This window comes from Maricaulis sp. (assembly GCF_030149515.1).
In the GTDB taxonomy this organism is placed as follows: domain Bacteria; phylum Pseudomonadota; class Alphaproteobacteria; order Caulobacterales; family Maricaulaceae; genus Maricaulis.
On sequence record NZ_JASBRI010000022.1, the window covers coordinates 319,105 to 343,536 of the forward strand.

23 protein-coding genes and 2 pseudogenes are annotated in these 24,432 nt (G+C 66.1%); 14 read left to right on the forward strand and 11 right to left on the reverse strand.

Features of this window, described 5'->3' with window-relative positions:
- Positions 1 to 13 precede the first annotated feature (13 nt).
- Both sdhD and sdhC read right to left on the reverse strand, forming a co-directional pair.
- Positions 14 to 391 (reverse strand): succinate dehydrogenase, hydrophobic membrane anchor protein, encoded by a 378-nt coding sequence (gene sdhD, locus Q1U94_RS10430; RefSeq protein WP_300544207.1) that lies wholly within the window; start codon positions 389 to 391, stop codon positions 14 to 16.
- A gap of 2 nt (positions 392 to 393) precedes the next feature.
- Positions 394 to 786, reverse strand: coding sequence for a succinate dehydrogenase, cytochrome b556 subunit (sdhC, locus tag Q1U94_RS10435; RefSeq protein WP_300544210.1), 393 nt, complete (start codon positions 784 to 786; stop codon positions 394 to 396).
- A 246-nt stretch (positions 787 to 1,032) separates the two neighbouring features.
- Between sdhC and Q1U94_RS10440 the strand changes: the two genes are divergently transcribed.
- The 8 genes and pseudogenes from Q1U94_RS10440 (at position 1,033) to Q1U94_RS10475 (ending at position 9,095) form a co-directional block, all read left to right on the forward strand.
- Positions 1,033 to 1,902, forward strand: a complete 870-nt coding sequence (locus Q1U94_RS10440; protein WP_300544213.1) for an SDR family oxidoreductase — start codon at positions 1,033 to 1,035, stop codon at positions 1,900 to 1,902.
- Between the two features lie 88 nt (positions 1,903 to 1,990).
- A pseudogene (locus tag Q1U94_RS10445) lies at positions 1,991 to 3,862 on the forward strand (DUF885 domain-containing protein).
- A 56-nt stretch (positions 3,863 to 3,918) separates the two neighbouring features.
- Entirely contained in the window at positions 3,919 to 4,548 is a 630-nt protein-coding gene (locus Q1U94_RS10450; protein WP_300544215.1) for a hypothetical protein, read from the forward strand.
- Between the two features lie 48 nt (positions 4,549 to 4,596).
- Complete coding sequence (mtaB, locus tag Q1U94_RS10455) at positions 4,597 to 5,931, forward strand: tRNA (N(6)-L-threonylcarbamoyladenosine(37)-C(2))-methylthiotransferase MtaB (RefSeq protein ID WP_300544217.1); 1,335 nt, start codon at positions 4,597 to 4,599, stop codon at positions 5,929 to 5,931.
- Positions 5,928 to 6,857, forward strand: a complete 930-nt coding sequence (ftsY, locus tag Q1U94_RS10460) for a signal recognition particle-docking protein FtsY (protein ID WP_300544219.1) — start codon at positions 5,928 to 5,930, stop codon at positions 6,855 to 6,857. Before mtaB ends, ftsY begins: the two co-directional genes overlap by 4 nt.
- Positions 6,858 to 6,860: 3 nt before the next feature.
- Positions 6,861 to 7,709: a DMT family transporter gene (locus Q1U94_RS10465; protein ID WP_300544221.1), complete on the forward strand. Its 849-nt coding sequence runs from the start codon at positions 6,861 to 6,863 to the stop codon at positions 7,707 to 7,709.
- A gap of 17 nt (positions 7,710 to 7,726) precedes the next feature.
- Positions 7,727 to 8,374 carry a septation protein IspZ gene (locus tag Q1U94_RS10470; protein WP_300544223.1) on the forward strand — a complete coding sequence of 216 codons (648 nt, stop codon included), beginning with the start codon at positions 7,727 to 7,729 and terminating at the stop codon, positions 8,372 to 8,374.
- 85 nt (positions 8,375 to 8,459) lie between these two features.
- A complete protein-coding gene (locus Q1U94_RS10475; protein ID WP_300544225.1) occupies positions 8,460 to 9,095 on the forward strand; it encodes a MarR family winged helix-turn-helix transcriptional regulator in 636 nt (211 codons plus the stop codon).
- 64 nt (positions 9,096 to 9,159) lie between these two features.
- Here Q1U94_RS10475 and Q1U94_RS10480 read toward each other — a convergent pair whose 3' ends face one another.
- From Q1U94_RS10480 to ccmA, 5 genes are all read right to left on the reverse strand, one after another.
- Positions 9,160 to 9,672, reverse strand: coding sequence for a redoxin family protein (locus tag Q1U94_RS10480; protein ID WP_300544228.1), 513 nt, complete (start codon positions 9,670 to 9,672; stop codon positions 9,160 to 9,162).
- A complete protein-coding gene (gene ccmD, locus Q1U94_RS10485; protein WP_300544230.1) occupies positions 9,669 to 9,824 on the reverse strand; it encodes a heme exporter protein CcmD in 156 nt (51 codons plus the stop codon). The genes Q1U94_RS10480 and ccmD overlap by 4 nt, the downstream gene beginning before the upstream one ends.
- On the reverse strand, positions 9,821 to 10,579 hold the full coding sequence (ccmC, locus tag Q1U94_RS10490; protein ID WP_300544232.1) for a heme ABC transporter permease CcmC: 759 nt from the start codon (positions 10,577 to 10,579) through the stop codon (positions 9,821 to 9,823). The genes ccmD and ccmC overlap by 4 nt, the downstream gene beginning before the upstream one ends.
- A gap of 88 nt (positions 10,580 to 10,667) precedes the next feature.
- Positions 10,668 to 11,336 (reverse strand): heme exporter protein CcmB, encoded by a 669-nt coding sequence (locus Q1U94_RS10495; RefSeq protein WP_300544235.1) that lies wholly within the window; start codon positions 11,334 to 11,336, stop codon positions 10,668 to 10,670.
- Complete coding sequence (gene ccmA / locus Q1U94_RS10500) at positions 11,333 to 11,971, reverse strand: heme ABC exporter ATP-binding protein CcmA (protein WP_300544237.1); 639 nt, start codon at positions 11,969 to 11,971, stop codon at positions 11,333 to 11,335. Before ccmA ends, Q1U94_RS10495 begins: the two co-directional genes overlap by 4 nt.
- Positions 11,972 to 12,137: 166 nt before the next feature.
- Between ccmA and acnA the strand changes: the two genes are divergently transcribed.
- The 4 genes and pseudogenes from acnA to Q1U94_RS10520 all read left to right on the forward strand — a co-directional run bounded on the left by acnA (position 12,138) and on the right by Q1U94_RS10520 (position 17,314).
- The gene (acnA, locus tag Q1U94_RS10505) at positions 12,138 to 14,813 is read left to right on the forward strand and encodes an aconitate hydratase AcnA (protein ID WP_300544240.1); all 2,676 of its coding nucleotides are present in this window, start codon (positions 12,138 to 12,140) and stop codon (positions 14,811 to 14,813) included.
- Positions 14,814 to 15,110: 297 nt separating this feature from the next.
- On the forward strand, positions 15,111 to 15,884 hold the full coding sequence (locus Q1U94_RS10510; RefSeq protein ID WP_300544242.1) for a DUF1223 domain-containing protein: 774 nt from the start codon (positions 15,111 to 15,113) through the stop codon (positions 15,882 to 15,884).
- 430 nt (positions 15,885 to 16,314) lie between these two features.
- A pseudogene (locus Q1U94_RS10515) lies at positions 16,315 to 16,953 on the forward strand (hydrolase); the annotation flags it as partial.
- Between the two features lie 64 nt (positions 16,954 to 17,017).
- Positions 17,018 to 17,314 (forward strand): putative quinol monooxygenase, encoded by a 297-nt coding sequence (locus Q1U94_RS10520; RefSeq protein ID WP_300544246.1) that lies wholly within the window; start codon positions 17,018 to 17,020, stop codon positions 17,312 to 17,314.
- A 35-nt stretch (positions 17,315 to 17,349) separates the two neighbouring features.
- On the opposite strand, the gene Q1U94_RS10525 is transcribed toward Q1U94_RS10520, so the two are convergent.
- A complete protein-coding gene (locus Q1U94_RS10525; protein WP_300544248.1) occupies positions 17,350 to 17,901 on the reverse strand; it encodes an ActR/PrrA/RegA family redox response regulator transcription factor in 552 nt (183 codons plus the stop codon).
- Positions 17,902 to 17,940: 39 nt separating this feature from the next.
- Complete coding sequence (locus tag Q1U94_RS10530; protein ID WP_300544250.1) at positions 17,941 to 19,263, reverse strand: ActS/PrrB/RegB family redox-sensitive histidine kinase; 1,323 nt, start codon at positions 19,261 to 19,263, stop codon at positions 17,941 to 17,943.
- Between the two features lie 129 nt (positions 19,264 to 19,392).
- On the opposite strand from Q1U94_RS10530, the gene Q1U94_RS10535 reads away from it, so the two are divergent.
- Both Q1U94_RS10535 and phaZ read left to right on the forward strand, forming a co-directional pair.
- Entirely contained in the window at positions 19,393 to 20,028 is a 636-nt protein-coding gene (locus Q1U94_RS10535; RefSeq protein WP_300544252.1) for an SCO family protein, read from the forward strand.
- 58 nt (positions 20,029 to 20,086) lie between these two features.
- Complete coding sequence (gene phaZ / locus Q1U94_RS10540; protein ID WP_300544254.1) at positions 20,087 to 21,349, forward strand: polyhydroxyalkanoate depolymerase; 1,263 nt, start codon at positions 20,087 to 20,089, stop codon at positions 21,347 to 21,349.
- A 91-nt stretch (positions 21,350 to 21,440) separates the two neighbouring features.
- Here phaZ and Q1U94_RS10545 read toward each other — a convergent pair whose 3' ends face one another.
- Together Q1U94_RS10545 and Q1U94_RS10550 are read right to left on the reverse strand one after the other, a co-directional pair.
- Positions 21,441 to 23,006 (reverse strand): hypothetical protein, encoded by a 1,566-nt coding sequence (locus Q1U94_RS10545; protein WP_300544256.1) that lies wholly within the window; start codon positions 23,004 to 23,006, stop codon positions 21,441 to 21,443.
- Positions 23,007 to 23,111: 105 nt separating this feature from the next.
- Positions 23,112 to 24,432: penicillin-binding transpeptidase domain-containing protein (locus tag Q1U94_RS10550; RefSeq protein WP_300544258.1), on the reverse strand; the 1,321-nt coding region annotated here is incomplete at its 5' end.

Genomic DNA, 24,432 nt, shown 5'->3' on the forward strand with positions numbered 1-24,432 from the left:
TGTTTCGTGTCCGTTACAGAGCGAGCTTCAACAGGGCGAAGGCGGAAACCAGCCACAGGCCCAGCGCGAGAAACGTGTTGCCCAGCACCAGAACCGTCTTGGTGAAGGGCTTGTGAATATAATCCTCGATCACTTCGAGCATGCCCGTGCGCATGTGCGACAGGCCGGCCGTCAGTGTGAGCAGGGTCACGATGGCGCCGGCGGGCGAGGCGAAGAAGGCGCGGGCGAGATCCGGATCCGGCGCACCGGACATGGCCAGCATCCACACGAAGACCGGTGCCAGGAAAAACAGCGCGATCGCGGAGACGCGGTGGGAAATCCAGTGTTTCGCGGCATGGCCGGAAGCGCCGAGGCCGCGCACCTTGGCGGCGGGGGTGCGATAATCGGTCATGCTCACGCTCCCAGGTTCAGCCAGAGAAGGGCGGTGGGAACCACCGCACCGATCATGATCAGGATCGAGCGCAGATTGGACCCGTCCGGGTCGTAGCCCTTGCCGAAATCCCACACCAGGTGACGCAGGCCGTTGAGCCAGTGATAGCTGACCGAATAGGTCAGGCCGATCAGGGCGAAGCGCGTCACCCAGGCCATCCAGCCCTCGAACAGGAAGGCGACCGCGCCCTCCGCGCCGAAGGCCAGCAGGATCAGCCAGATAGAGATGGCCACGGCGCCGAAATAATTGGCGATACCCGTTGCGCGGTGAAGGATGGACGACGCCATGGTCGCGTGCCAGCGCCAGACCTGCAGGTGCGGCGACATGGGACGCGGATCAGACCAGTCGGAAGCCATTGGGCAGCCTCTTTCGATTATAATCCGGTGGGCGATAGGTATCCGGACGGACCGCCGCCAAGCCCCCGGCGGCGCTGTATGCCTATTTCGGTGCAGCACAATAGGCTCCAAAGTGTCAGGGTCAACGCGGCGCGAAGCGCACCGCTGACAACATCCCGACAGTTTTGGGGATTTTCTCGGAATCGTTCGCATTGGCGGGCGGATCGGATCGCCCTAACTTCACGGCGAGACACTGGAGAAACCCTCATGCCCCACACCCAACCCGCCGCCCTTGTCACCGGAGCGTCCACCGGTATCGGCCACGCCTGCGCCACGCGCCTCGCCGCGGAAGGCTGGCGCGTCTTCGCCGGCGTGCGCAAAGCAGAAGACGGCGAGCGCCTGACCGCCGAGCTCGGCGAGGCCGTCACCCCCGTGATCATGGATGTGACGGACACAGACAGCGTCAACCGCGCCGCCGGCACGGTGCGCGCCGCACTGGACGGGCAGACCCTCAAGGGCCTCGTCAACAATGCCGGCATCGCCGTGGCCGGACCGCTGCTCCACCTGCCGCTGGAGGCGTTCCAGAGCCAGATGGATGTCAACGTGACCGGCGTAGTGCGGGTGACCCAGGCCTTCGGCCCGCTCCTCGGCGTCGACGAGGGCCTTGAGGGCGGACCGGGACGGATCGTCATGATGTCTTCGGTAGCCGGCGAGATGGGCGCACCCTTCCTCGCACCCTATGCTGCCTCCAAGCACGCGCTGGAGGGCATATCCAAGGCATTGCGGCGCGAGTTGATGCTCTACGGCATCCAGGTTGTGGTCGTCGGACCGGGCGCGGTCGCGACGCCGATCTGGTCCAAGGCCGAGGACGTCGATCCGGAACCCTATCGCGAGACACGCTTTTACGACGCGCTGCTGCGGATCCGGAACTGGATGGTCAAGAACGGGCCGGAGGGCTTTCCGCCGTCGAAAATCGCGGACCGGGTCTTCCGCGCGCTGACCGAGCCGAAACCGCGCTTCCGCTATGCCATCGTGCCCCAGCGGCTGGTGAACTGGTCCCTGCCCAAACTCCTGCCCGAGCGCATTGTCGACAACATGGTCGCAAAACGGGTGGGGCTGGAGCGCACCTATCGCTGAGCGCATCCGCGGCTTGCCCCTCCGGCCCGGCCGCGCCATCCTGCGCCAAACCGCGCCCGGGCAAGGGCGCGAGACGGGGAGAGATTGCATGACATATCCGGCCTTGCGTGCCGTTCTGACCGGCGCATCCATCCTGGTCCTGGCGGCCTGTTCGCAACAACCGGCCGAAGCACCCGGAAATGCGCAACCGCCCGCCGAAACCGCGACAACGGCAGACAGCACCGAGACGGCCGCGGCCCCGGACAGCGAGACGAGCGCGGCCTTCGCCCAGCTGGTCGAGGATTTCGAAGCCTTCGAACTGGAAACCAGCCCGTCCCGCCGCGCCCGCCAGGGTGATATCGAGGCGATGAGCCAGTGGCCGGATATCTCGCGCGAGGCCCAGGCGGACCGCACCGGGCGGGAAGCGGCTTTCCTGGAGCGCCTGGAGGCCATCGACCGCACGGCGCTGGACCGCAATGACCGCACCTCCTACGACGTGCTGGCCTATATCCTGCGATTTCGCGTGGAGCTGGCGCCCTTCGACACGTCGCGCACGCCCTTCCTCAACGATAGCGGCTTTTTCACCGGCCCCACCTATGCCGCCTCCTCGACCCGGCCGCGCACTGTCGAGCAGGCCGAGGCCTGGATCGAACGCCTGCGCGGCCTGCCGGCCTATTTCGACGCCAATATCGAGTGGATGAACGAAGGACTGGAAGACGGTTTTACACAGCCGCGCCTGATCGCCGAGCTGGCCGCATCCCAGATCGAATCGCTGAGCGATGCCGACACGCTGACCGGCATTCTCATGGCGCCGATCGAGCAATTGCCGCAGACGATGGACACCGCCGAACGCGAGCGCCTGCGCACCGAAACGCAGGCGGCGATCGACGAGGCCGCCCGGCCGGCCTATGAAAACCTGCACGCCTATTTCCGCGACACCTACATCCCGCAAACCCGCGAAAGCCTGGGCATTTCCGAGGTGCCGCAGGGGCGCGAATTCTACCGGACCCTGGTGCGCTACCACACCACTCTGGATACCTCGCCCGAAGAGGTCCATCAGCGCGGCCTGGACGAGGTGGCCCGGATCCGCGCCGAAATGGACGATGTCATCGCGCGGTCCGGTTTCGAGGGCACGTTCGAGGAATTCCTCGCCTTCCTGCGCACCGACGAACAATTCTACGCCGGCACGGCGGAAGAGCTGCTGATGCACGCCGCCTGGATCGCCAAGCGGGCGGACGACCAGATGCCGCGCTTCTTCGGCCATCTGCCGCGCCTGCCCTATGGCGTGCGGCCGGTGCCCGACACGATGGCCCCGACCTATACGACCGGCCGCTACTGGCCCGGCAACATGGAGAACGGGGTGGCCGGCGGCTATATGGTCAACACCTACAACCTCTCCCAGCGCCCGCTCTACACCCTGCCGGCCCTGACCGTGCACGAAGCCGTGCCGGGCCATCATCACCAGGGCGCGATCGCCCAGGAGCTCGAGGACGTCCCGGATTTCCGCCGGAACACCTATATCACCGCCTTCGGCGAGGGCTGGGGCCTTTATACCGAATTCCTGGCCATCGACATGGGGCTGTACACCACGCCCTACGAGGAGTTCGGCCGCCTGACCTACGAGATGTGGCGTGCCTGCCGGCTCGTGGTCGATACGGGCATCCACTACATGGGCTGGACCCGGGAGGAGGCCGAGGCCTGTCTTCTGGAAAACTCCGCCCTGGCCCCGCACAATGTACGCACCGAGGTGCAGCGCTAGATCTCCTGGCCGGGCCAGGCCCTGGCCTACAAGACCGGCGAGCTGCTGATGCGCGACCTGCGCGCCCGGGCGGAGGAGAGATTGGGCGCCGATTTCGATATCCGCGAATTCCACGACGTGCTGCTGCGCGACGGCGCCATGCCGCTTTCCGCGCTGGAGGAAAAGATGCTGGCCTGGATCGAGGATGAAGCAGCGGCCCTGGCGGAGGGCGAAGGCGAATAGCGCTTTCCCCCCGGACGCGGTCCGGGGGAAGCGTCCAGAACGGATACCCACACTCCATGACCGACCTCCTCTTCGCCCTTACCGGTTTCCTTGTCGTCATCGGCGCCGGTCTGGGCTTGTGGCGTCTGTGGCCGCACCGGCGCGACGGCAAGGTGCGGATGATCCGGCTGGGACTGGTACTGACGGCACTGGCAGCGCTGGTGGGCACGCTGCGCTTTGCCGGCGGCCAGGTCGAGGCGCTGTCCGTCTGGCACGGGATCGCCACGGATTTCGCGGCTGCGGCCGGTCTTGTCCTGATCGCCACGGGGCTGGCGCTGAAAGCCACTGCCGTGAAACTCCCGGCAGGCATCACGCGCTATATCCGCATCGGCATTCCCGTGATCGTCGCCTTCATGATGGCCTTTCCCGGCCTGGACAGGCTGGCCGGGACACTGCCGGCCGCCGCCGTGCTGGCGGGTCTGGCGGCCAGTGGCGCCCTGCTGACCCGCCGCCACTGGAGCGCGGGCCTTCTCTGGCTGGCCGGTTTCATCCTGATCGCAGTCGCTTCCCTGGCCATCGGCGCCAGCCGCGAGGCCACGACGCTGGGCCTGGCCAACTGGCACATCTATCACGCGCTGACGGGTGTCTGGGCGGCCATGACGGGCGAAGCGGCCCGGCGCCTGTTTGCCGCACCCGCTCATATTTGACCACACAGCTTGACGATCCGGCGCCGCTCAACCACTTATCCGCCCCTCATGAGCGCGCGCGACGACAATCCTGCCGCGTCCGGTGCCGATACGCCGCCCATGCGTGACGTTCCGGCCGGGGACGGCCTCGACATTCTCACATTCGGCTGCCGCCTGAATGCCTGGGAAAGCGAAGTCATGCGCAAGCATGCGCGCGAGCAGGGGCTGACCAACACGATCCTTGTGAATACCTGCGCCGTCACCAATGAGGCCGTGCGCCAGGCGCGCCAGCACATCCGCCGCGCCCGGCGCGAAAATCCCGATGCCAGGATCGTCGTCACCGGCTGTGCCGCCCAGGTGGATCCGGACATGTTCGGCAAGATGGCCGAGGTCGACCGCGTCATCGGCAATGACGACAAGCTCAAGGCCGGGACCTTCCGCCCGGACAGCCTGCTGGGCGGTACGGAAAAGGTGCGCGTCAACGATATCATGAGCGTCACCGAGACGGCGGGCCATCTGGTCGAGGGCATGGAGGGCCGCGCCCGCGCCTATGTCCAGGTGCAGAACGGGTGCGACCACCGCTGCACCTTCTGCATCATCCCCTATGGTCGCGGCAATTCACGCTCGGTGCCCGCGGGCGAGGTGGTCGACCAGATCAAGACACTGGTCGATGCCGGCCACAGCGAAGTCGTACTGACCGGGGTGGACCTGACCTCCTGGGGCGAGGACCTGCCGGGTCATCCGCCGCTGGGCCGCCTGGTCCAGGCGATCCTGAAACACGTGCCCGACCTGCCGCGCCTGCGTCTCTCCTCGATCGACGCCATCGAGATCGACGAGGCCCTGTTCGAGGCGGTGACCGGGGAGATGCGCATCGCCCCCTATCTGCACCTGTCCCTGCAGGCCGGCGACGACATGATCCTCAAGCGCATGAAGCGCCGGCATCTGCGCGGCGATGCCATCGCCCTGACGCAGCGGCTGAAGGCGGCACGGCCGGACATCGCCTTCGGGGCCGACATGATCGCCGGCTTCCCGACCGAGACCGAAGACATGTTCGGGAACTCGATCCGGCTCGTCGACGAATGCCGGCTGGCCTATCTGCACGTCTTCCCGTTCTCACCGCGTCCCGGCACGCCGGCCGCACGCATGCCCCAGCTCGAGCGCGCGGTGATCAAGGATCGCGCCAACCGGCTGCGCGCCAAGGCGGACGAGGCGCTGACCCGGCATCTCGACGGCATGATCGGACGCGTGGGCCAGGCGCTCGTCGAGAAGCCCGGCTTTGCCCGGGCGGGCAATTTCGCCGGCATCCGCATCCCGCAAGCTGATATCCCGCGCCCCGGCGCCCTTGTCGATATCGATGTGAGCGGGCATGACGGTCGGGAACTTCAAGGGGTTATTGCCGGATGAGCGACAAGCAACCGGGCTTCTTCTCCCGGCTGGCGCAGGGGCTGAAACGCTCCTCCTCCAGGCTGGGCGACAGCGTCAGCGCGATCTTCACGAAGCGCAAGCTCGATGCGGCCGCGCTGGAAGAACTGGAAGATGCGCTGATCGCCGCCGATCTCGGTGCCGCCGCGGCCATACAGGTCACCGGACGCCTCGCGAAGGACCGGTTCGACAAGGAAGTCACCGACGAGGAGGTGCGCGGCGCGCTGGCGGACGTGGTGGCGGAGACGCTGAACCCGCTGGAAAAACCGCTCGACCTGACCGGGGAAAGCCCGCAGGTGGTCGTCTTTGTCGGCGTCAACGGCTCCGGCAAGACCACCACGCTGGGCAAGATTGCCGTCAAGCTGAAGCGCGAGGGCCGCAACCCCATCCTCGCCGCCGGCGACACATTCCGCGCCGCTGCCATCGAACAGGTGGCGATCTGGGGCGAGCGCGCGGGCGCGCCGGTGGTCAGGCGCGAAATCGGGGCGGACGCCGCCGGCCTTGCCTTCGACGCCCTGGAACAGGCCCAGCGCGCAGGACACGACACGGTGCTGATCGACACGGCCGGCCGGCTGCAGAACAAGGCCGAGCTGATGGACGAGCTCAGAAAGGTGATCCGCGTCATAAGGAAGAAAATGCCCGAGGCGCCGCACCATGTCGTACTGGTGCTGGACGGCACGGTCGGCTCGAACGCCGTCTCCCAGGCCGAGGCCTTCCTGGAAGCGGCCAATGTGACCGGGGTGGTCATGACCAAGCTGGATGGCACCGCCAAGGGCGGCGCCCTGGTCCAGGTGGCAGAGAAGTTCCGGCTGCCCATCCACTATATCGGCATCGGTGAAGGCGAAAGCGATCTGCAGCCCTTCTCGGCCCGCGACTTCTCCCGGGCGCTGGCCGGGCTGGACGGCTAGCGGGTGGACGCCGTCACGCTTTCGGCCTCCCTGGCCATGCTCGGTTCAGCGGCGGCACATTCGGGCATGACCCTGCTGACCAAGCAGGCGGCTGACAAGCTGGTCTTTCGCGGTCTCACGCTGGCCTTCGTCGGCCTGGCTTTTCTGCCATGGCTGCTGACCCAGCCCCTGCCACCCTGGGAGGTCTGGCGCTTCCTGCTCGCCGGCTCGGCGGTGATCTGGGCCTATAACATGCTGATGATCGCCGCCTTCCAGGACGGCGACATGAATCTGGCCTATCCCGTGATGCGCGGCAGCGCCCCGGCCCTGGCCGCCGTCGCGGCCTTCATCTTCCTGCGAGAGACAGTCTCCATCGGCCAGCTGGCCGGACTGGCCGTCGCCTGCGCCGCCCTGATCGGCTTTGCCTGGCCGGAACGGAATGGCAAACCCAAGCTGAGAATTCTGCTGCTGGCCCTCGCCGCGGCCTCGATGACAGCGGCGTATACCGTGATCGACGCATCCGGCGTGCGCGAGAGCGGGCGCGTGCTTGTCTATCTGGGCTGGTTCTTCGCCCTGTCGATCGTCACCATCCTGCCCACCGCGGTTCTCCGCCGCGGCCGGGCGTTCTGGCCGGCGGCCCGGCGCGAGGCCCGCCCCGCGCTGATCTCCACGCTCTTCAACACCTCCACCTACGGGCTGGCACTCTACGCCTACGCCAATGCCCCCGTGGCGCCGATGGCGGCCCTTCGCGAACTGTCCATCGTCTTCGGGGCGATCCTGGCCGCCCTGGTGCTGAAGGAACCCTTCGGTTCGCGGCGGACAATGCTTGCAATCTGCCTCGCGGGCGGGCTCGTATTGCTTCAGGTGATGTAACCGACCGGAGAACCCAATTGGCCCAGACCCAAGATACCGGCGAGCAGAGCTCGCGCCTGCTGATCGACGCCGGACCGATCGGGGTGTGGATCCTGGTCTACAACGGCGCGCGCGCCCTTGCCGGGTCCGACGCGATCTACTGGGGTACCGGCGCCTACATGATCGCCGCCACGGTGGCGCTGATCATGTCGGTCCGCATCGAGCGCCGCATTCCGCCCATGCTGGTCTTCACCACGGTCATCGTGCTGGGTTTCGGCGCGATGGGGATCTGGCTGCGCGATCCGATCTTCATCTATATCAAGCCGACCATCATCAATCTTTTCCTCTCCTACATGATCCTGATCGGCCTCGCCCTGGGGCAGAATGTCTGGAAGATCTTCTTCAGCCACATTTTCGAGCTGACCGAGGAGGCCTGGACGCTGCTGGCGATCCGCTGGGCCATCTGGTTCCAGTTTCTCGCCGGGCTGAACGAGGTGATGTGGCGGCACATCACCGACAGTGTGGTTCCGCAAGGCGCGCGCTGGTTTGCGGGGCTGGAACTGTCGGAAGCCTTCTGGTCGAACGCCAAGCTGGGTGTGCTGGTTCTCTCGGTTCTTTTTGCGGCCTCGCAGATGCCGCTTATCCTCAAGCACCAACCAAAAAAGGACGCTGCGGCGGACGCTTAGGGCCGAAATTCCGTGCTCGGACAAATGTCATTTTCGCGTTATAAATCCGCACTAGGATGATTTCGCGAACAACCGGAGAGGCCCCATGTCCCAGGACAAGACGGACGCCAAGACCTTCGACCTCGCCGAATCGCCGGGTCATCTCCTCCACCGCGCCCAGCAGTTCGCCGCCGAGCGTTTCACCAATGCCATGGCCGGCGCCAAGCTGACCCAGCGTCAGTTCGCCGTATTGCACGCAACCGGCCAGCAGGAAGGCCTGACCCAGACCGAACTGGTGCGGATCACGGGGATTGACCGTTCGACCCTCGCCGAACTGGTCGCCCGCATGGTGCGCAACGGACTGCTGGAGCGCGAGAAACTGCCCGACGATGCCCGCGCCAACGCGGTGCGCCTCACCGATGACGGGCGGGCCCTGCTCGAGGCCGCAGCCCTGGGTGCGACGGAAGCCGACAAGGCGATCATGTCCGCCCTGCCCAAGAACAAGCGCGCCAGCTTCCTGGAAACCCTGCGCCGCATCGCCCTGACCCTGGAGAAGGGTGAGGAAGAGGCCAAGAAGGCCAAGCAGAAGGCCAAGGAAAAGAAGAAGAAAGCCAAGAAGAAGGCGAAGGAAAAGGCCAAGGCGAAAGCCAAGAAGGCGGCCAAGAAGGCCAAGAAGGCGGACAAGGCCCGAAAGGCCGAAGCGGCTACACCGGCCGAAACCAAGCAGAAAATGACGGCCTGAGCACCGCCCGGGCAGGCCTGTTGTCCCGCCCCGGAGCATCCGTCTTGGTCACGCCGGGATAAGTCTAGCGGCGCCGGGCCTCGCGCTCCAGTGCCGGGTAGATCCGGTTGCGCAGCACGTCTGCCGTGATCGGGCCCGGCCAGCGCACCAGGATGTCGCCATCGCGCGAGATCACCAGCGTTTCCGGAGCGCCGGAAATGGCCAGCGCCCGGGCCGACGCCCCGTTCACATCCTGCATGATGCCGGCATAGGGATTGCCCAGCTCGTCGAGAAAGGCATTGGCGTCGTCGGGATGATCTCGCCAGTTGATGCCGTAGATCGCGATGCCTTCGGCCTGCAGGGCCATCAGAACGGGATGTTCGATACGGCAGGGCGCACACCATGAGCCCCACACATTGAGCAGATAGGCCTCGCCGATCCCGGCCGGATCGAAACCCTCGCGGCCCTCCAGCGGCTCCAGGGCGAGCGCCGGCAGGGGTTCGCGCGGGGATTGACGGGTCTGATACCATTGCCAGGCGAGGGCACCGGCCAGCACCGTCAGGGCCAGCAGGGCCGCAATGCGGATCGTCCGCATCATGCCTCGTCCTCCTCCAGCCGGCGCAAGCGCGCGGCGGCGGCCCGGCGCTCGGCGAAGGCAAAGACGACCAGCGCGCTCAAAGCCAGGGCTGACAGGCCCCAGGCCGGCCAGACGAAGGCCGCATAACCGTCCATGGCGAGAAAATCGCTCACGTCAGGCCGCCCTCCGTCGACTGCGCCTGGCGCGCCGCCTGCAGCTTGCGGCGTTCGGTCTGGCGCGCCCGCTGGATCAGCGCCCGCGAGCGCAGGCGATAGAAGACCAGCCAGGCGGCCAGCATCGTATAACCCAGCGCCATCACCGCCAGCGGCCAAAGCTGGGAGGCATGTATGGTGGGACCATCGAAACGGATCACCGAGGCCGGCTGGTGCAGCGAGGACCACCATTCCACGGAGAATTTCACGATCACCAGATTGATCACGCCGGCCATGGCCAGCACCGCCCCGGCGCGGGCTGCCTGCTGGGCATCCTCCAGCGCGGCACGCAGCGCCATATAGCCGAGATAGACCAGCAGCAGGACCAGCACGGACGTCATCCGCGCATCCCATTCCCACCACGTGCCCCACATCGGCTTGCCCCAGAGCGACCCGGTGACGAGGGCCAGCACGGTGAAGACGGCGCCGATGGGCGCGATCACCTCGGCGGCGGCGTCGGCCAGCGCATGGCGCCAGACGAAAAACACGAAACTCGCCCCCGCCAGCGCCGCATAGAGCGCCATCGCCATATAGGCCGCGGGCACGTGCACATACATGATCCGCACGGTTTCCCCCTGCTGGTAGTCCGGCGGCGAGCCGAAGAAGGACAGCCACACGCCGGCCGCCAGCAGCAGCACGGTCAAGACACCCAGCACGGGGATCGCCCGCCGGGCCAGACCGTCGAAACGCTGGGGGTTGGAGAAGTAGGACAGCATGGCAGCGGTTTACTGGCCCGTTGCGCCAGCGGCAAGTGCGGCGAATGGTGACGGCGAATTCCTCCCCGACGCCGGTTGGGGAGGACAGTCACCCCAACCGGCTCCTTACAGCGGCTGCAATCCCGAAAGGGGTCAGGGCGATGGCGCCCAGGGAGAGGGCGGCCGTGAGGCCCAGATTGGCCAGGGCGCGCTCGTCACCCTCGAAACCCGACCGGCCGGCGCCCGCGGCGAAGATCAGCACGGGCACCATCAGCGGCGCCGCGATCAGCGCGATCAGGAGGCCGGAGCGGCGCACGCCGGCTGCCAGCGCACCCGCAAATCCTGCCAAAAGCACCAGGGCCGGGATGGCCGCCAGCAGCGCTGCAGCCAGCATCAGGCTGGCCTGGACCGGCACGCCATACATCAGCCCGCCCGCCAGCGCGATGGCCGGCAGCGGCCAGAGCGTGGCCAGGCCCTGGCCCAGCGTCTTGGCCAGGCACAGAAGCGGCAGGCCCATCGGCGTCAGGGCGTAGAGATCCAGCGTGCCGTCGGCGAAATCGTCGCCATAGAGGCGTTCGGCCGATTGCAGCACCGAGAGCAGGGCGGCAAACCCCATCAGGCCCGGCCCGGCCGCAGCGAGCACTTCGGGTGCCGGTCCGATGGCCAGGGGGGCCAGGGTGATGGCCGCCAGGAAAAAGGCTGCCGGTCCCGCCGGACCGCCCCCACCAGACCAGGCCAGCCGGGCCTCGCGCGCAAAAACGGATGCCAGGCCGCTCATGCCGCCGCTCTCAGGGCCAGGGTTTTCGCGCCGGGCCAGTCCAGCACCTGATGCGTGGCGGCAATGACAATTCCGCCGCGGCCGCGATGCCAGCCGACCAGATCGGCCAGGCGTTCCCGGCCGGCCCCGTCGAGAGGCCCGGCCGGTTCGTCGAGCAGCCAGAGCGGGCGACCGGTCAGGGCGACGCGTGCCAGCGCGGCGCGGCGCTGCTGGCCGCGCGACAAGTGTCCGGCCGGCCGGTCGATCAGCGCATCGATGGCCAGAAGACGCAGCAGCGGCAGGATCGCGTGGCGCGGCGTGCCGTGCAGGCCGGCCCAGAAGCGCAGTGCCTGGCGCAGCGTCTCGTTCGGCTTGAGCCCGTCGGCATGGCCCAGCCAGCCGATCGTGTCGGCCGGCTCGCCCTCGTGTGTTACCGCGCCCCTATCCGGGCGGACGAAACCGGCAAGTGCCCGCAACAGCGTCGTCTTGCCGGTGCCGTTGGGACCGGTGAGCAGAAGGGCGTCGCCGGGCGCCAGCGCCAGGTCGAGATCCGCGATCAGCCTCACCTCGCCGCGCGACAGCGACAGCCCGGCCACATCGAGTGCGGCGGGCAGGAGCGCGGGCATGGCGGGAAGATCGGCAAGAGCGGTGGTCATTCACCGCATGTCGCCCGAGGCGGCCCCATCCGTCAACGACCGGAACGCCGCATTGCAGCGCGCCCGCACTCCGGTTAAAACCCCGCCAAAACATATGGCCACTTCGAATCCGGCCACCCTCCCACCGGGCCTTGGCAGGCCCTTTTGCCCTACGAGGACGACGCATATGGCCTCTCTCGACAGTTTTTCCTGCAAGCGCACCCTTACCGCCGCCGGTGAGACCTATACCTATTACGACCTCAAGGTCGCCGAAGAGAACGGGCTGACCGGCATTTCGCGCCTGCCTGCCTCGCTGAAAGTGCTGCTGGAAAACCTGCTGCGGTTCGAGGACGGCAAGACCGTCACCAAGGCCGATATCGAGGCGATGGCCACCTGGCTGAGCACGCGCACCTCGCAGCACGAGATCGCCTACCGCCCGGCCCGCGTGGTGATGCAGGACTTCACCGGCGTGCCGGCCGTTGTCGACCTTGCCGCCATGCGCGATGCCGCGGGCAAGCTGGGCGCCGATCCCCAGCGCATCAATCCGCAGGTGCCGGTGGATCTGGTGATCGACCACTCGGTCATGGTCGACAATTTCGGCCATGCCGACAGTTTCAGGAAGAATGTCGAGCGCGAATACCAGCGCAATGGCGAGCGCTACAAATTCCTCAAATGGGGTGCCAAGGCGTTCGACAATTTCCGCGTCGTACCGCCGGGCACGGGCATCATCCACCAGGTCAATCTGGAAAACCTGGCCCAGACCGTCTGGACCCGGGACGAGGACGGCGAAACCGTCGCCTATCCCGATACCTGCGTGGGCACGGACAGCCACACCACGATGATCAACGGCCTGGCCGTGCTGGGCTGGGGTGTCGGCGGGATCGAGGCCGAGGCGGCCATGCTGGGCCAGCCGGTCTCCATGCTGATCCCGGAAGTCATCGGTTTCGAGCTGACCGGCAAGATGCCGGAAGGCGCCACCGCCACCGACCTCGTGCTGAAAGTGGTGGAAATGCTGCGCAAGAAGGGCGTGGTCGGCAAGTTCGTCGAATTCTACGGCGAGGGCCTGGACCATCTCTCCCTGGAGGACGAGGCCACCATCGCCAACATGGCGCCGGAATACGGCGCCACCTGCGGCTTCTTCCCGGTCGATAACGAGACGCTGGACTATCTCAGGGCCACCGGCCGCGACGACAAGCGCGTGGCCCTGGTGGAAGCCTATTCCAAAGCCCAGGGCATGTTCCGTCCGGAATACACCGACGCGCCGCTCTTCACCGACACGCTGCACCTGGACATGTCGACGGTGGAACCGGCCGTCTCCGGTCCCAAGCGTCCGCAGGACTGGATCGAACTCTCCAAGGCCGCCGAGGGCTTTGCCCGCACGATGGCCGAGGAATACGGCAAGCCGGGCGAGCTGGACAAGTCCGCTCCGGTCGAGGGCGAGGACTATGTCTTCACCAATGGCGATGTCGCCATTGCCGCCATCACCTCCTGCACGAACACCTCCAACCCGTCCGTCATGCTGGGCGCCGGCCTGCTCGCACGCAACGCGCTGGAAAAGGGCCTCAAGGTGAAGCCCTGGGTGAAGACGTCTCTGGCGCCGGGCTCCCAGGTGGTGACCGATTATCTGGAAAAGGCCGGCCTGCAGGACGACCTGGACGCGCTGGGTTTCAACCTGGTCGGCTATGGCTGCACCACCTGTATCGGCAATTCCGGCCCGTTGCCGCCGGCCATCTCCAGGACCGTCAACGAAAACGATCTTGTCGCCACTTCGGTGCTCTCGGGCAACCGCAATTTCGAGGGCCGGATTTCCCCCGACGTCCGCGCCAACTATCTGGCTTCTCCGCCGCTGGTGGTCGCCTACGCCCTGGCCGGCTCGATGAAGGTCAACCTGGTGACCGATCCGATCGGCCAGGACAAGGACGGCAATGACGTCTACATGAAGGATATCTGGCCCTCCTCGGCGGAGATCGCCGACGTGGTCCGCGCCGCCGTGACCCCGGACATGTTCGCCAAACGCTATGCCAATGTGTTCAAGGGCGACGATGCCTGGGCCGGAATCGAGGTTTCCGGCGGTCTCACCTATGCCTGGGACCACACCTCGACCTATGTGCAGAACCCGCCCTATTTCGAAGGCATGACGATGGAGCCGGAAAGCCCCGGCGATGTCGTGAACGCCCGGATCATGGGCCTGTTCGGCGACTCGATCACCACCGACCATATCTCCCCGGCCGGCTCGATCAAGGCCGACAGCCCGGCCGGCCGCTACCTGCAGGAACACCAGGTGCCGGTGCTGGAGTTCAACTCCTACGGTTCGCGCCGCGGCAATCACGAAGTGATGATGCGCGGCACCTTCGCCAATATCCGCATCAAGAACAAGATGCTGGACGGGGTCGAGGGCGGCTTCACGAAGAAGGACGGCAATCAGGTCGACATCTACGATGCCTGCATGGAATACCAGGCCGAGGGCACGCCGCTCGTCGTCTTCGGCGGCAAGGAATACGGCACCGGTTCCTCGCGCGACTGGGCGGCCAAGGGCACGCGCCTTCTGGGCGTCAAGGCCGTGATCGCGGAGAGTTTCGAGCGCATCCACCGGTCCAACCTGATCGGCATGGGCGTGCTGCCGCTGCAATTCGAGGATGGCCAGTCCTGGGAAGCCCTGGGCATGACCGGCGACGAGACCGTCACCATTCGCGGCGTGGAAACGCTGGAGCCGCGCGCGGCGATGACGGTCGAGATTGCCTTCCCGAACGGCGAGACCAAGACCGCCAAGGCCCGGGCCCGGATCGATACCGAGAACGAGCTGGAATATTTCCGCCATGGCGGCATCCTGCACTACGTGCTGCGCAACCTGGCGCGGGACTAGGACGATCCGGCGGCTATCGCACGCCATCCTACCCCTTGTTGGGGGAGGGGGACCGCAGCTTCGCTGCGGTGGAGGGGGTGGAGGCGAGGCACGTGAACTTGCAGGCGCCGTGCAACACCCCTTCCGACCCGGGGCTTCGCCTCGGCCGTTCCTTGCTCGAAACGCTCCCCCGGAGCGTTTCGTCCGCTGCGCGGACCGCGCCTCACTCCCCGTCAAGGGGAAGGATGGTCGGCGCTCAACGTCCGCGTCACGGCCATTTGATTGGCAGGCGCGGACGGGGCTGATTATCTAGACGGTATGCTGAGACCGCTCGTCACCCTGCTGATCGCCGCATTGCTGGCCGGCCCCGCCTGGGCCGGCGGCCAGGATCGCGATCATGACAGTGATACCGAAGCCGATTGCTGGTCGGAACGCCCGGTCCTGGTGGAATTGTTCACCAGCCAGGGCTGCCCGCTGTGCCCCGACGCCAATACCTTCCTGGGCGAGATCGACCGGCACGACAATGTCTTCGCTCTCGCCTATGCGGTCTCCTACTGGGACATGTATGGCTGGGTGGATACCTATGCCCGGCCGGAATACGTGCAGCGCCAGCGCATGTATCTGCCCCATCTCGACGTCGCCCGCCTCTACACACCGCAATTCGTCGTCGACGGAATGAACGACGCGCCGGGCTGGAACCGGGACAAGGTGATCGCGGCGGTCGAGGAGCGCCTGTGCGCCATGCCCGCCAGTCCCACCATCACCATCGAGGACGGTCCCTTCAACGCTTTCGTGGTGCATGTCGATGGCGAGGCGCCCGAAGAAAACCTCGATGTGTGGCTGGCCGCCTATGCGCCCGGCTGGGCCATGGTCGAGATCGGCGCCGGCGAGAATGAGGGCCTCGACATGCCGCATTACAACATGGTGAAAAGCCTGACCTATCTGGGTTCATGGTCGGGCGGCGAAGCCAGCTTCATGGGCGAAAGCATGCGCCGCTACGGCACCGTGGCCATCCTGCAGGGCGCCCATGGCGGCCCGATCTACGGCTTCGCCCACGCCGCCCCGGCCGAGGAAGACGCGCGGCGGCATTGAGGCAGCGGAAACCTGCACGCTGGCGCCCCGCGCCGTATGGTTTGCGATTGCGATACCGTTTGGCGTGACCGCCAATTCCATTGCACGGAACTGCCCACTGCAGTAGTATGACAGGGCGCCTTCGGACCGGCATTTCTGTACAATGCCCTTTACTCCAAGGCGGCAGCTGATGTCGGCGCCAACGCGCTGATGCTGCACGAATCCGGGTCCGCTCCCGGCGGCAAAGCGGCGTAGAGTACTCGATTGAAAACCAGGCAGACTGGCGGATTGCGCCATCTGAACGCCGGAGGTCACACCGATCCCGCGACGGGGAAACTATTCGCTCCAAGACTGGTGCCGACTCGTTCGCTCAAATCGGCTGGCCGCCGTTCGGGGACCACCCATCAATCGAGGAGGCGAAAAACCAGATTACTTTGGAGGCAAGCACGCCATGACCAGTGAAACCAAGCGGGACCCCGGCAGGGACCGCCTTCTGACACCCCAGAATTCTGCATTCATCATCATCGACTACCAGCCCGTTCAGGTGAACTCCATCGCTTCAATGGACCGGCAGTTGATGCTCAACAATATCGTCGGCTGCTGCAAGGCAGCGGATGTCTATGGACTGCCAATCATCCACTCCACGGTCAATGTGAAGACCGGTCTCAACAAGCCTCCGGTGCCCCACATCCAGCGGGTGCTCGGCCAGTATCCGACCTATGACCGCACCACGATCAACAGCTGGGAAGATGTGGAATTCAAGAAGGCCGTGAAGGCGGCAGGCCGCAAGAAATTGATCATGACGGCGCTGTGGACCGAGGCCTGTCTGACCTTCCCGGCTCTCGACGCACTCGCCGAAGGCTTTGAGGTCTATGTGCCGGTGGACGCAGTGGGCGGGACATCGGTGGAAGCCCACGAGGCGGCCCTGCATCGCATTGAACAGGCCGGCGGCAATCTGATCTCGACGGTTCAATTGTTCTGCGAGCTCCAGCGCGATTGGAGCCGGTCGGAAACCGTCCCGCAATTCATCGACCTCTTCATCGAGACCGGCGGCACACCCTCGATCCAGTTCACCTACGACATGGCCGAGCGCCGCGACGAAACACAAACTCCCGCAGAATCGCGTGCCAAGTCCAAGGAAAGAACCCTGGATCATGTCTGATTTTCATATCGTTGCCGGGCTTGTTGCCAAGCCCGGCACCGCCGACCAGTTGCGAAATGACATTCTTGCGGTTGTGGAGGCTTCCCGCAAAGAAGAAGGCAATCTGGCCTACGACCTGTTCGAGTCACTGTCCGAACCCGGCCAGTTCGTGCTGATCGAGCATTGGGCCAGCGAAGCCGACCAACAACGGCATCACAACGAGGGGCCGCACATCCAGCACTTCCATGCGAACGGCGATGCGAATGTCGAGAAGCGGGAGTTCTTTCGGGCTCTCAGGAAGCTGACCTGAACGGCCCGGTGATCGCGGCCCGGCTGCGCTGGATCCTAGCGCGGAGCGCGCTTCGCCAGGATCCGCTGCAGTGTCCGCCGGTGCATGTTCAGACGGCGGGCGGTTTCCGAGACATTGTGGTCGCACAGTTCGAAGACGCGCTGGATGTGCTCCCAGCGCACGCGATCGGCGGACATCGGGTTTTCCGGCGGTTCCGGCTTGTCTTCGGGATGGGCGAGCAGCGCCTTGATGATGTCGTCAGCGTCAGCGGGCTTTGAGAGATAGTCCACGGCCCCCGCCTTCACGGCGGCGACGGCGGTGGCGATATTGCCGTATCCGGTCAGCATCACCACCCGGCAATCGGGGCGCGAGGCGTGCAGCGCCTTGACCACGTCCAGCCCGTCCCCGTCCTGCAGGCGCAGGTCCAGAACGGCAAAGGCCGGCGGATTGGCCTTGGCCACTTCCCTGGCTTCGTCGACGGAACCCACGGCCGAGACCACAAATCCCCGGCTGGTCATCGCGCGGCCGAGCCGCGTGCGGAAAGGGGCGTCATCGTCCAGAATCAGCAGGGACTTGTCTGCAGGAAGCTCGTATTCGATCTCGCTCACGCGTCCGACCTCGTGATGATTTGCGACATTTGACCTCTACTAGCCCAGAGCGGGCGGCGCCTCTACCTGTTTGCGCGGCCAGCGGATCGAGACCACCGCGCCGCCGCCCTGGCCGGCGTTTGAAAACCTTACGACACCGCCGGAGTTTTCGATCATCGTCTTGGCGATGAAAACCCCCAGGCCCAGACCGCCCTGGCCCGGCGTGCCCGAACGGGTAGTGATATAGGGCTCGCCGATCTTGGAGAGAATGTCAGGCGGGAAGCCCGGCCCGTCGTCGCTCACGCGGATATAGACATTGCCCGCGTCCCAGCGCCCCTCGACGATCACGCGCGTTTGCGCGAAATCGACGGAGTTCTCGATGAAGTTTCCGATGCCGTAGAGGATTTCCGGCATCCGGCGCAGAACCGGAGGCTCCGAGCCGTGCCCGTCGCCGAGGCGCACGCCGATTTCCGGCCCCAGGCCGCGCAACGGCGCGCTGGCCTCCTCCAGGGCGGCGAGGAATTCGACCCGGTCGTGACGGATGTCCGAAACCGCCGGCACTTCGCTCAGACGTTTCAGGATATCCCGGCAGCGCCGCGCCTGGGTCACCATCAGTTCGGCATCCTCGCGCAAAAGCTCGTTGTCCTTGAGGTCGCGCAGCATTTCCTTGGCGGTCAGCTGGATCGTCGCCAGCGGTGTACCCAGCTCGTGCGCCGCCGCGGCCGACAGGGCCCCCAGCGCGGAGAGCCGTTGTTCGCGGGACAGGACGCTCTGCGTGGCGGCGAGGGCCGTCGCCATGCGTTTGCCCTCCTGGCTGACACGCCAGGAATAGACCGCCGTGAACGCCACAGCGATAAAGATGGCCGACCACAGGCCCAGCACATAGACCCAGGGCAGATCGATCCGCTCGCCGGCAAACCAGGGCAGGGGCAGGCTCCACAGCCACATCGCGCCCGTGCCGGCCATGGCGATCGCGCCCACGCCCAGCGACCAGCGCGGCGGCAGGGCGGCCACGGCAATGGTGACAGGCGCGGCCAGCATCACCACGAAAGGGTTTTGCAGACCGCCGGTCAGCATCAGCAGGACGCACAGCTGGATCACGTCATAGCCCAGCTGGGCGAACGCCTCCCAGTCGCGGGCGAATTTTTGCGGCGGCACGGAGAGGGTGAGCCAGGTATTGATCCAGGCGCTGGCCAGGATCACGCCGAGACAAAAGCCCAGTGGCAGCTCGAAGCCCACGACAAAGTGAACCGCCAGAACCGTCACGGTCTGGCCCGCCACAGCCAGCCAGCGCAGCATCACCAGCGTACGCAGCCTCAGCCGGCCGAAAACCGGTGTCAGTTGGGCGTCGCCGCCATAAGGGTCCCAGTCCGCATCACGCATGATCGTCCCGCTCCGGCAGCGCCCCGGCATGGACAGGCGGGCCGCGCCATCCTACCTTCGCATCTGCAGCATCCTTGCCCGGCGGGCTTAGCATGCTTCTTCCGGGTCCGGATAGTCGATGGAGTCCGAATGCCGCGTCCCCTGATCTGGCTTCTGATTGCCGCCCCCGCGGTGATGATGATCGCGTTTTTCACCCTGATGCTGACCGCGAACAATGATCCGGTCGAGCGCCGGGCCGGGGTGCGTGTCAGCGGAGAGGCCGATATCGGCGGCCCGTTCACCCTGGTCGACCATACCGGCACGACCGTGACCGACGCGGATTTTCACGGCCGGGCCATGCTGATCTATTTCGGCTATACCTACTGCCCGGACATCTGCCCCTTCTCGCTGCAGATCATGGGCGCCGCCCTGGACCAGCTCGATCCCGCGGAGCGGGCCCGTATCCAGCCCGTCCTGATCACGGTCGACCCCCAGCGCGACACGGTGGAACAACTGGCCCGATACGTGACCTCGCCGGCCTTCCCCGACGGCCTTGTCGGCCTGACCGGGACGGAAGAACAGATTGCCGAGGCCGCCGGAGCCTACCGCATCGTCTATCGCCGCGCCGAAACCGAAGAGGCGGGCGATTATCTGATGGACCATTCCTCCATCGTCTATCTGATGGATGGCGAAGGCGAATTCGTCGACATCTTCACCCACGGCACCGATCCGCAAGCCATGGCGGCGCGGTTGCAAGACTTCCTTGAGGAAGAGGGCGCATCCTAGCGCAGCATCACACGGCCCGCCCCCGCGTCCCTTGCAGGACGGGCCCACAGGAGACGTCATGCTCTACTCCATGTACGAGTTCAACCGGATGGCCATGACGCCATGGCGCGCCGCCGCGAATGCGACGCGGCGCTCCCTGCGGGCACCCTGGAATCCGATGGGCGAGACCATTGCCGGGCGCACCATGGCGGCTGCCGCCGAATTGTTCGAAAGCGTCACCCGCCGCTACGGCAAGCCGGAATGGATGCTGGAGGAGACCGAGATCAACGGCCGGCGCGTGGGCGTGAGCGAACGCGCCGTCTGGCAAAAACCCTGGTGCAACCTGCTGCATTTCGAACGCGACCACGATGCGCTGATGGCGGCGCGCGGCGATACGCCGGATCCGAAAGTCCTGTTCGTCGCCCCGATGTCGGGCCACTACGCCACGCTGCTGCGCGGCACGGTGGAAACCTTCCTGCCCGATCATGACGTCTATATCACCGACTGGATCGATGCCCGCATGGTGCCGGTCATCGAAGGCCGGTTCGATCTTGACGATTTTGCGGCCTATATCCGCGAGATGATTGCCTTTCTGGGACCCGACGTGCATGTGGTCGCGGTCTGCCAGCCCGGCCCGCCGACCCTGTCGGCGATCTCCCTGATGGCCCAGGACGGGGATCCCGCCCGCCCGGCCTCGATGACCTTCATGGGCTCGCCCATCGACACCCGGCTGTCCCCGACCGTGCCCAACAAGCTGGCCGAGGAGAAACCCTATGACTGGTTCGCCGGCAATCTCATCCACACCGTGCCGGCCCCCAATCCGGGCGCCTTCCGCCGCGTCTATCCGGGCTTCTTGCAGCTCGCCGGCTTCATGAACATGAATCTCGACCGGCATGTCGATGCACACTGGAACTTCTTCACCCACCTCGTGGAGGGCGATGGCGACAGTGCGGAAAAGCACCGTGCCTTCTACGACGAGTATCTGGCGGTGATGGACCTGTCCGAGGAATTCTACCTGCAGACCATTCGCGACGTGTTCCAGGAGCACAAACTGGCGCGCGGCGAGCAATTGCATCACGGCAAGCCGGTCGATCCGTCCGCCATTACCGATATCGCCCTGCTGACCGTCGAGGGCGAGAATGACGATATCTCCGGCATCGGCCAGACCCAGGCCGCGCACACGCTGTGTTCTCGCCTGCCGGAAGGGCTGCAGATGGACTGGATCCAGCCCGATGTCGGCCATTACGGCGTCTTCAACGGCCGCCGGTTCCGCGAGCATATCGCCCCGAAGATGAAGGCCTTCATGCGCGAACAGGGCGCCGAGGCCCTGGCCCGGCGCTAGGGTCTGCGGTTTTTCGCAACTTGCACCGCATCGCCATGACAAAGCCCGGCAGCGGATGCCGCCGGGCTTTTTGCCGTGAGCGCCTGTATGGCTAGGGCCCTTCGGCGGTGAAGCTCAGGCCGAGCGCGTTATAGTCGAACGTGCCCGCCTCGACCTGTTCGACGATCGTGCCGACGGAGATCGGCTCGGGCGGCGACATGTCGATGGTCAGGCTGCCGCCCCGATTGATGAATTCGGTCAGCGCGGTGGACAATTGCGCCAGCATGGGCCGGGGCACCTCCGGCGGTGCCGCCATCAGGCCCATGGCAGCCATGGCGCCCGTCTGGATCCGCAATTCTTCCCTGGTGACGCCCTGGGCCGCGGCTCCGGCATCCAGCGCGCGGTCGAGCAGCGACATGTCGACCAGGCGCAGGGAGATGTTATGCAGCACGATCGGCGCCATGAGTTTCAGCGCGGCATCGGCCTGGGCCTCCTCGCCGGCGCCGGCCTCCATCGAGGCCGCAAACTCGGGCAGCGCCTCGAAATATTCGTTGTAGCCGCCGACATCCTGGTTCATCTCGATGCGCAGACCGTCGGTCAGCTCGATGAAGTTCTCGCCCTCGGTCCAGGCCCGGCCCGTGGCTTCGTCGTATATGCCGTGGGACTGCATCCGCACTTCCAGCTGTTCATAGCCCAGCATGCCCAGCCCCATGGCCAGCTGCGCACCGGATTCCTTCGCCGCATCGGGAATGAGACGCATCGAATCCAGAGACATTTGCGTGATATACCGCGAACCGGACTGTTCGATCCGGGCGGTCATATTGTCCAGCGCGAGGTGGACGCCTTCGGCATCGGCCAGGAAACCGCGCATGGCGAAGCGGTCGAATACGTCCACCTGCGGCGTCAGCGAGCCGTAATAGGCGCTCATCACCGCATTCTCGTCACCGCCCGCAGCGATCGTGTCCATCAGGTCGGAATAGGCGCCGGACTGGAACCCGGTGAGCGAAAACTCGTCCAGGCGCACCGTTACCGGACCGCTCTGCGAGGACCCGTCGACCCGCAGCCCCATGAGGGCAATGCGGCCGAGTTCGATATCGGAATAGTCCTGCATGACGAACTGCTCGATGGCGATATCGAAGGGGCCGCCCTCGTCTTCGCCGGTCACGCTGAAGCCTTCGAAACCGGCCGAGGCGAAGCGGTAGTCCGACCAGTCGGGATCGAAATCCCCGTCCTCGCCGGAAAAGACGCGCACCAGATCGCGCACGAAGGCGGCATTGGGCTCGTCGACGGAAATCCGGGCAATCCGCATCATGCCCTCACCGTCGGCATCGCTCGCCGAAACGCCTTCCAGGGCGACGCCGTCAAACATGACATCGCCGGCAGTATCCAGGCGCGGCGCATCGAAGATAAGCCGCTCGACACGCATTTCCTCGGGACCGTCGATATCGGTGTCCTCGCCCTTCACGTCGAGATCGCGGATGACGACATCGGACAGGATGTAGCGGCCCCGGGACCAGTCGGCGCGGGCATAGCTGACGCTGTCGCCGTCCCGTGCGAACCCCATGCGTTCGATGGCCGCCTCGGCCGCCGCGCGGTTCTGGGCCTGTGCCTCACCGTGCGGGAGAAGCAGGGCCGCAAAGCCGGCTGCGGCAACGGCTGACAGGAGCTGATTTGTCATGTGATCCCCTCTCTTTCAGGAATAGGTGTCGATGCGGTCCCTCGCGCACGAGTTTAACACCGCGATCACGACACGTCCTTGAAATCCGGGTCACCGGGCCGGGGATTACTCCCCGCCGCGTCCCCCCAGGGAGGCGAGGAAGGCACCGATGGGGTCTTCCGTCTCCCGCTGCGCTTCGGGCTCGGGTCGGGGGGCCGGAAGCGGTGGCACCGGCTCCGCCGGGCTTGCGGCCGGCAGCCGCTCCGTCCCCAGCCCCTGGCGGGGCGCGGCGCGCATATAGGCGCTGAAAATCCGGGCCGGCGGACCGCCGCCGGTCGCGCGGGTCGGGGCATTGTCGTCATTGCCGGTCCACACCGCCGTGACCAGATCGCCGGCAAAACCGGCAAACCAGGCATCGCGGAACTCGTTCGTCGTGCCCGTCTTGCCACCGGTCGTCAGGCCGGGCACCGCCGCATTGCGGCCGGTTCCCTCGCGCACCACGGTCAGCATCAGATCGTGCATGCGCGCCGCCGTACGCTGGTCCAGAACCAGGTCGCCGGGATCTTCGGGCACGGCGAACAGGGGTTCGCCCCCGGCCGTTTCGATGGCAGCGATGCCATAGGCCTCGGCGCGGTAACCGCCATTGACGAAGGGCGCATAGGCCGCCGCCAGCTCGACCGGCGTGACCTCGTAGGCGCCCAGCGCGAGCGAACGGTCGACCCGCATCGGGCTGGACACGCCGAGCCGCCGGGCCAGCCGCGCAACATGGCCCCGGCCGGTCTCTTCGGCGATCTGCACGGCGATGGAATTGGACGAGCGGGCAAAGGCTTCGCGCAGCGTCATCTCGCCGCGATAGGTGTCGTTGTAATTCTGCGGTTCCCAGTCGCCGACACGCACCGGCCGGTCGTCGCGCACATCGTCCGGCGACAGGCCGGCTTCGAAGGCCGAGGCATAGACGAAGGCCTTGAAGGCCGAGCCGGGCTGCCGGCTGGCCAGGATCGCGCGATTGAATTGCGAACGGACATAGGACCGCCCGCCGACCATGGCACGCACGGACCCGTCATGCGCCAGCGAGACCAGTGCACCCTCGCTGACCCCGGCGGCGCGGGCCGGATCGGCCAGCACGCCCTCCAGAGCGGCTTCAGCAGCGCGCTGGGCATCCACATCAAGCGTCGTGCGCACCACCAGATCGCCATGGCTGGGACCGGCGATTTCGCGGACGGACGGGAAAATCCAGTCGATGAAATACTGCGCGCCCGGGCTCGAAGCACCGCGCGATACGCGGATCGGCGTGCTGGCAGCCGCAACGCGTTCGGCCTCGGTGATGCGGCCGGTCTGCATCATCAGGTCGAGCACGACCGTGGCCCGCGCTGCCGCGCGGCTGGCATCATTGACCGGGCTGTAGCGCGAGGGCGCCTTCAGGAGGCCGGCCAGCAGCGCCGCCTCG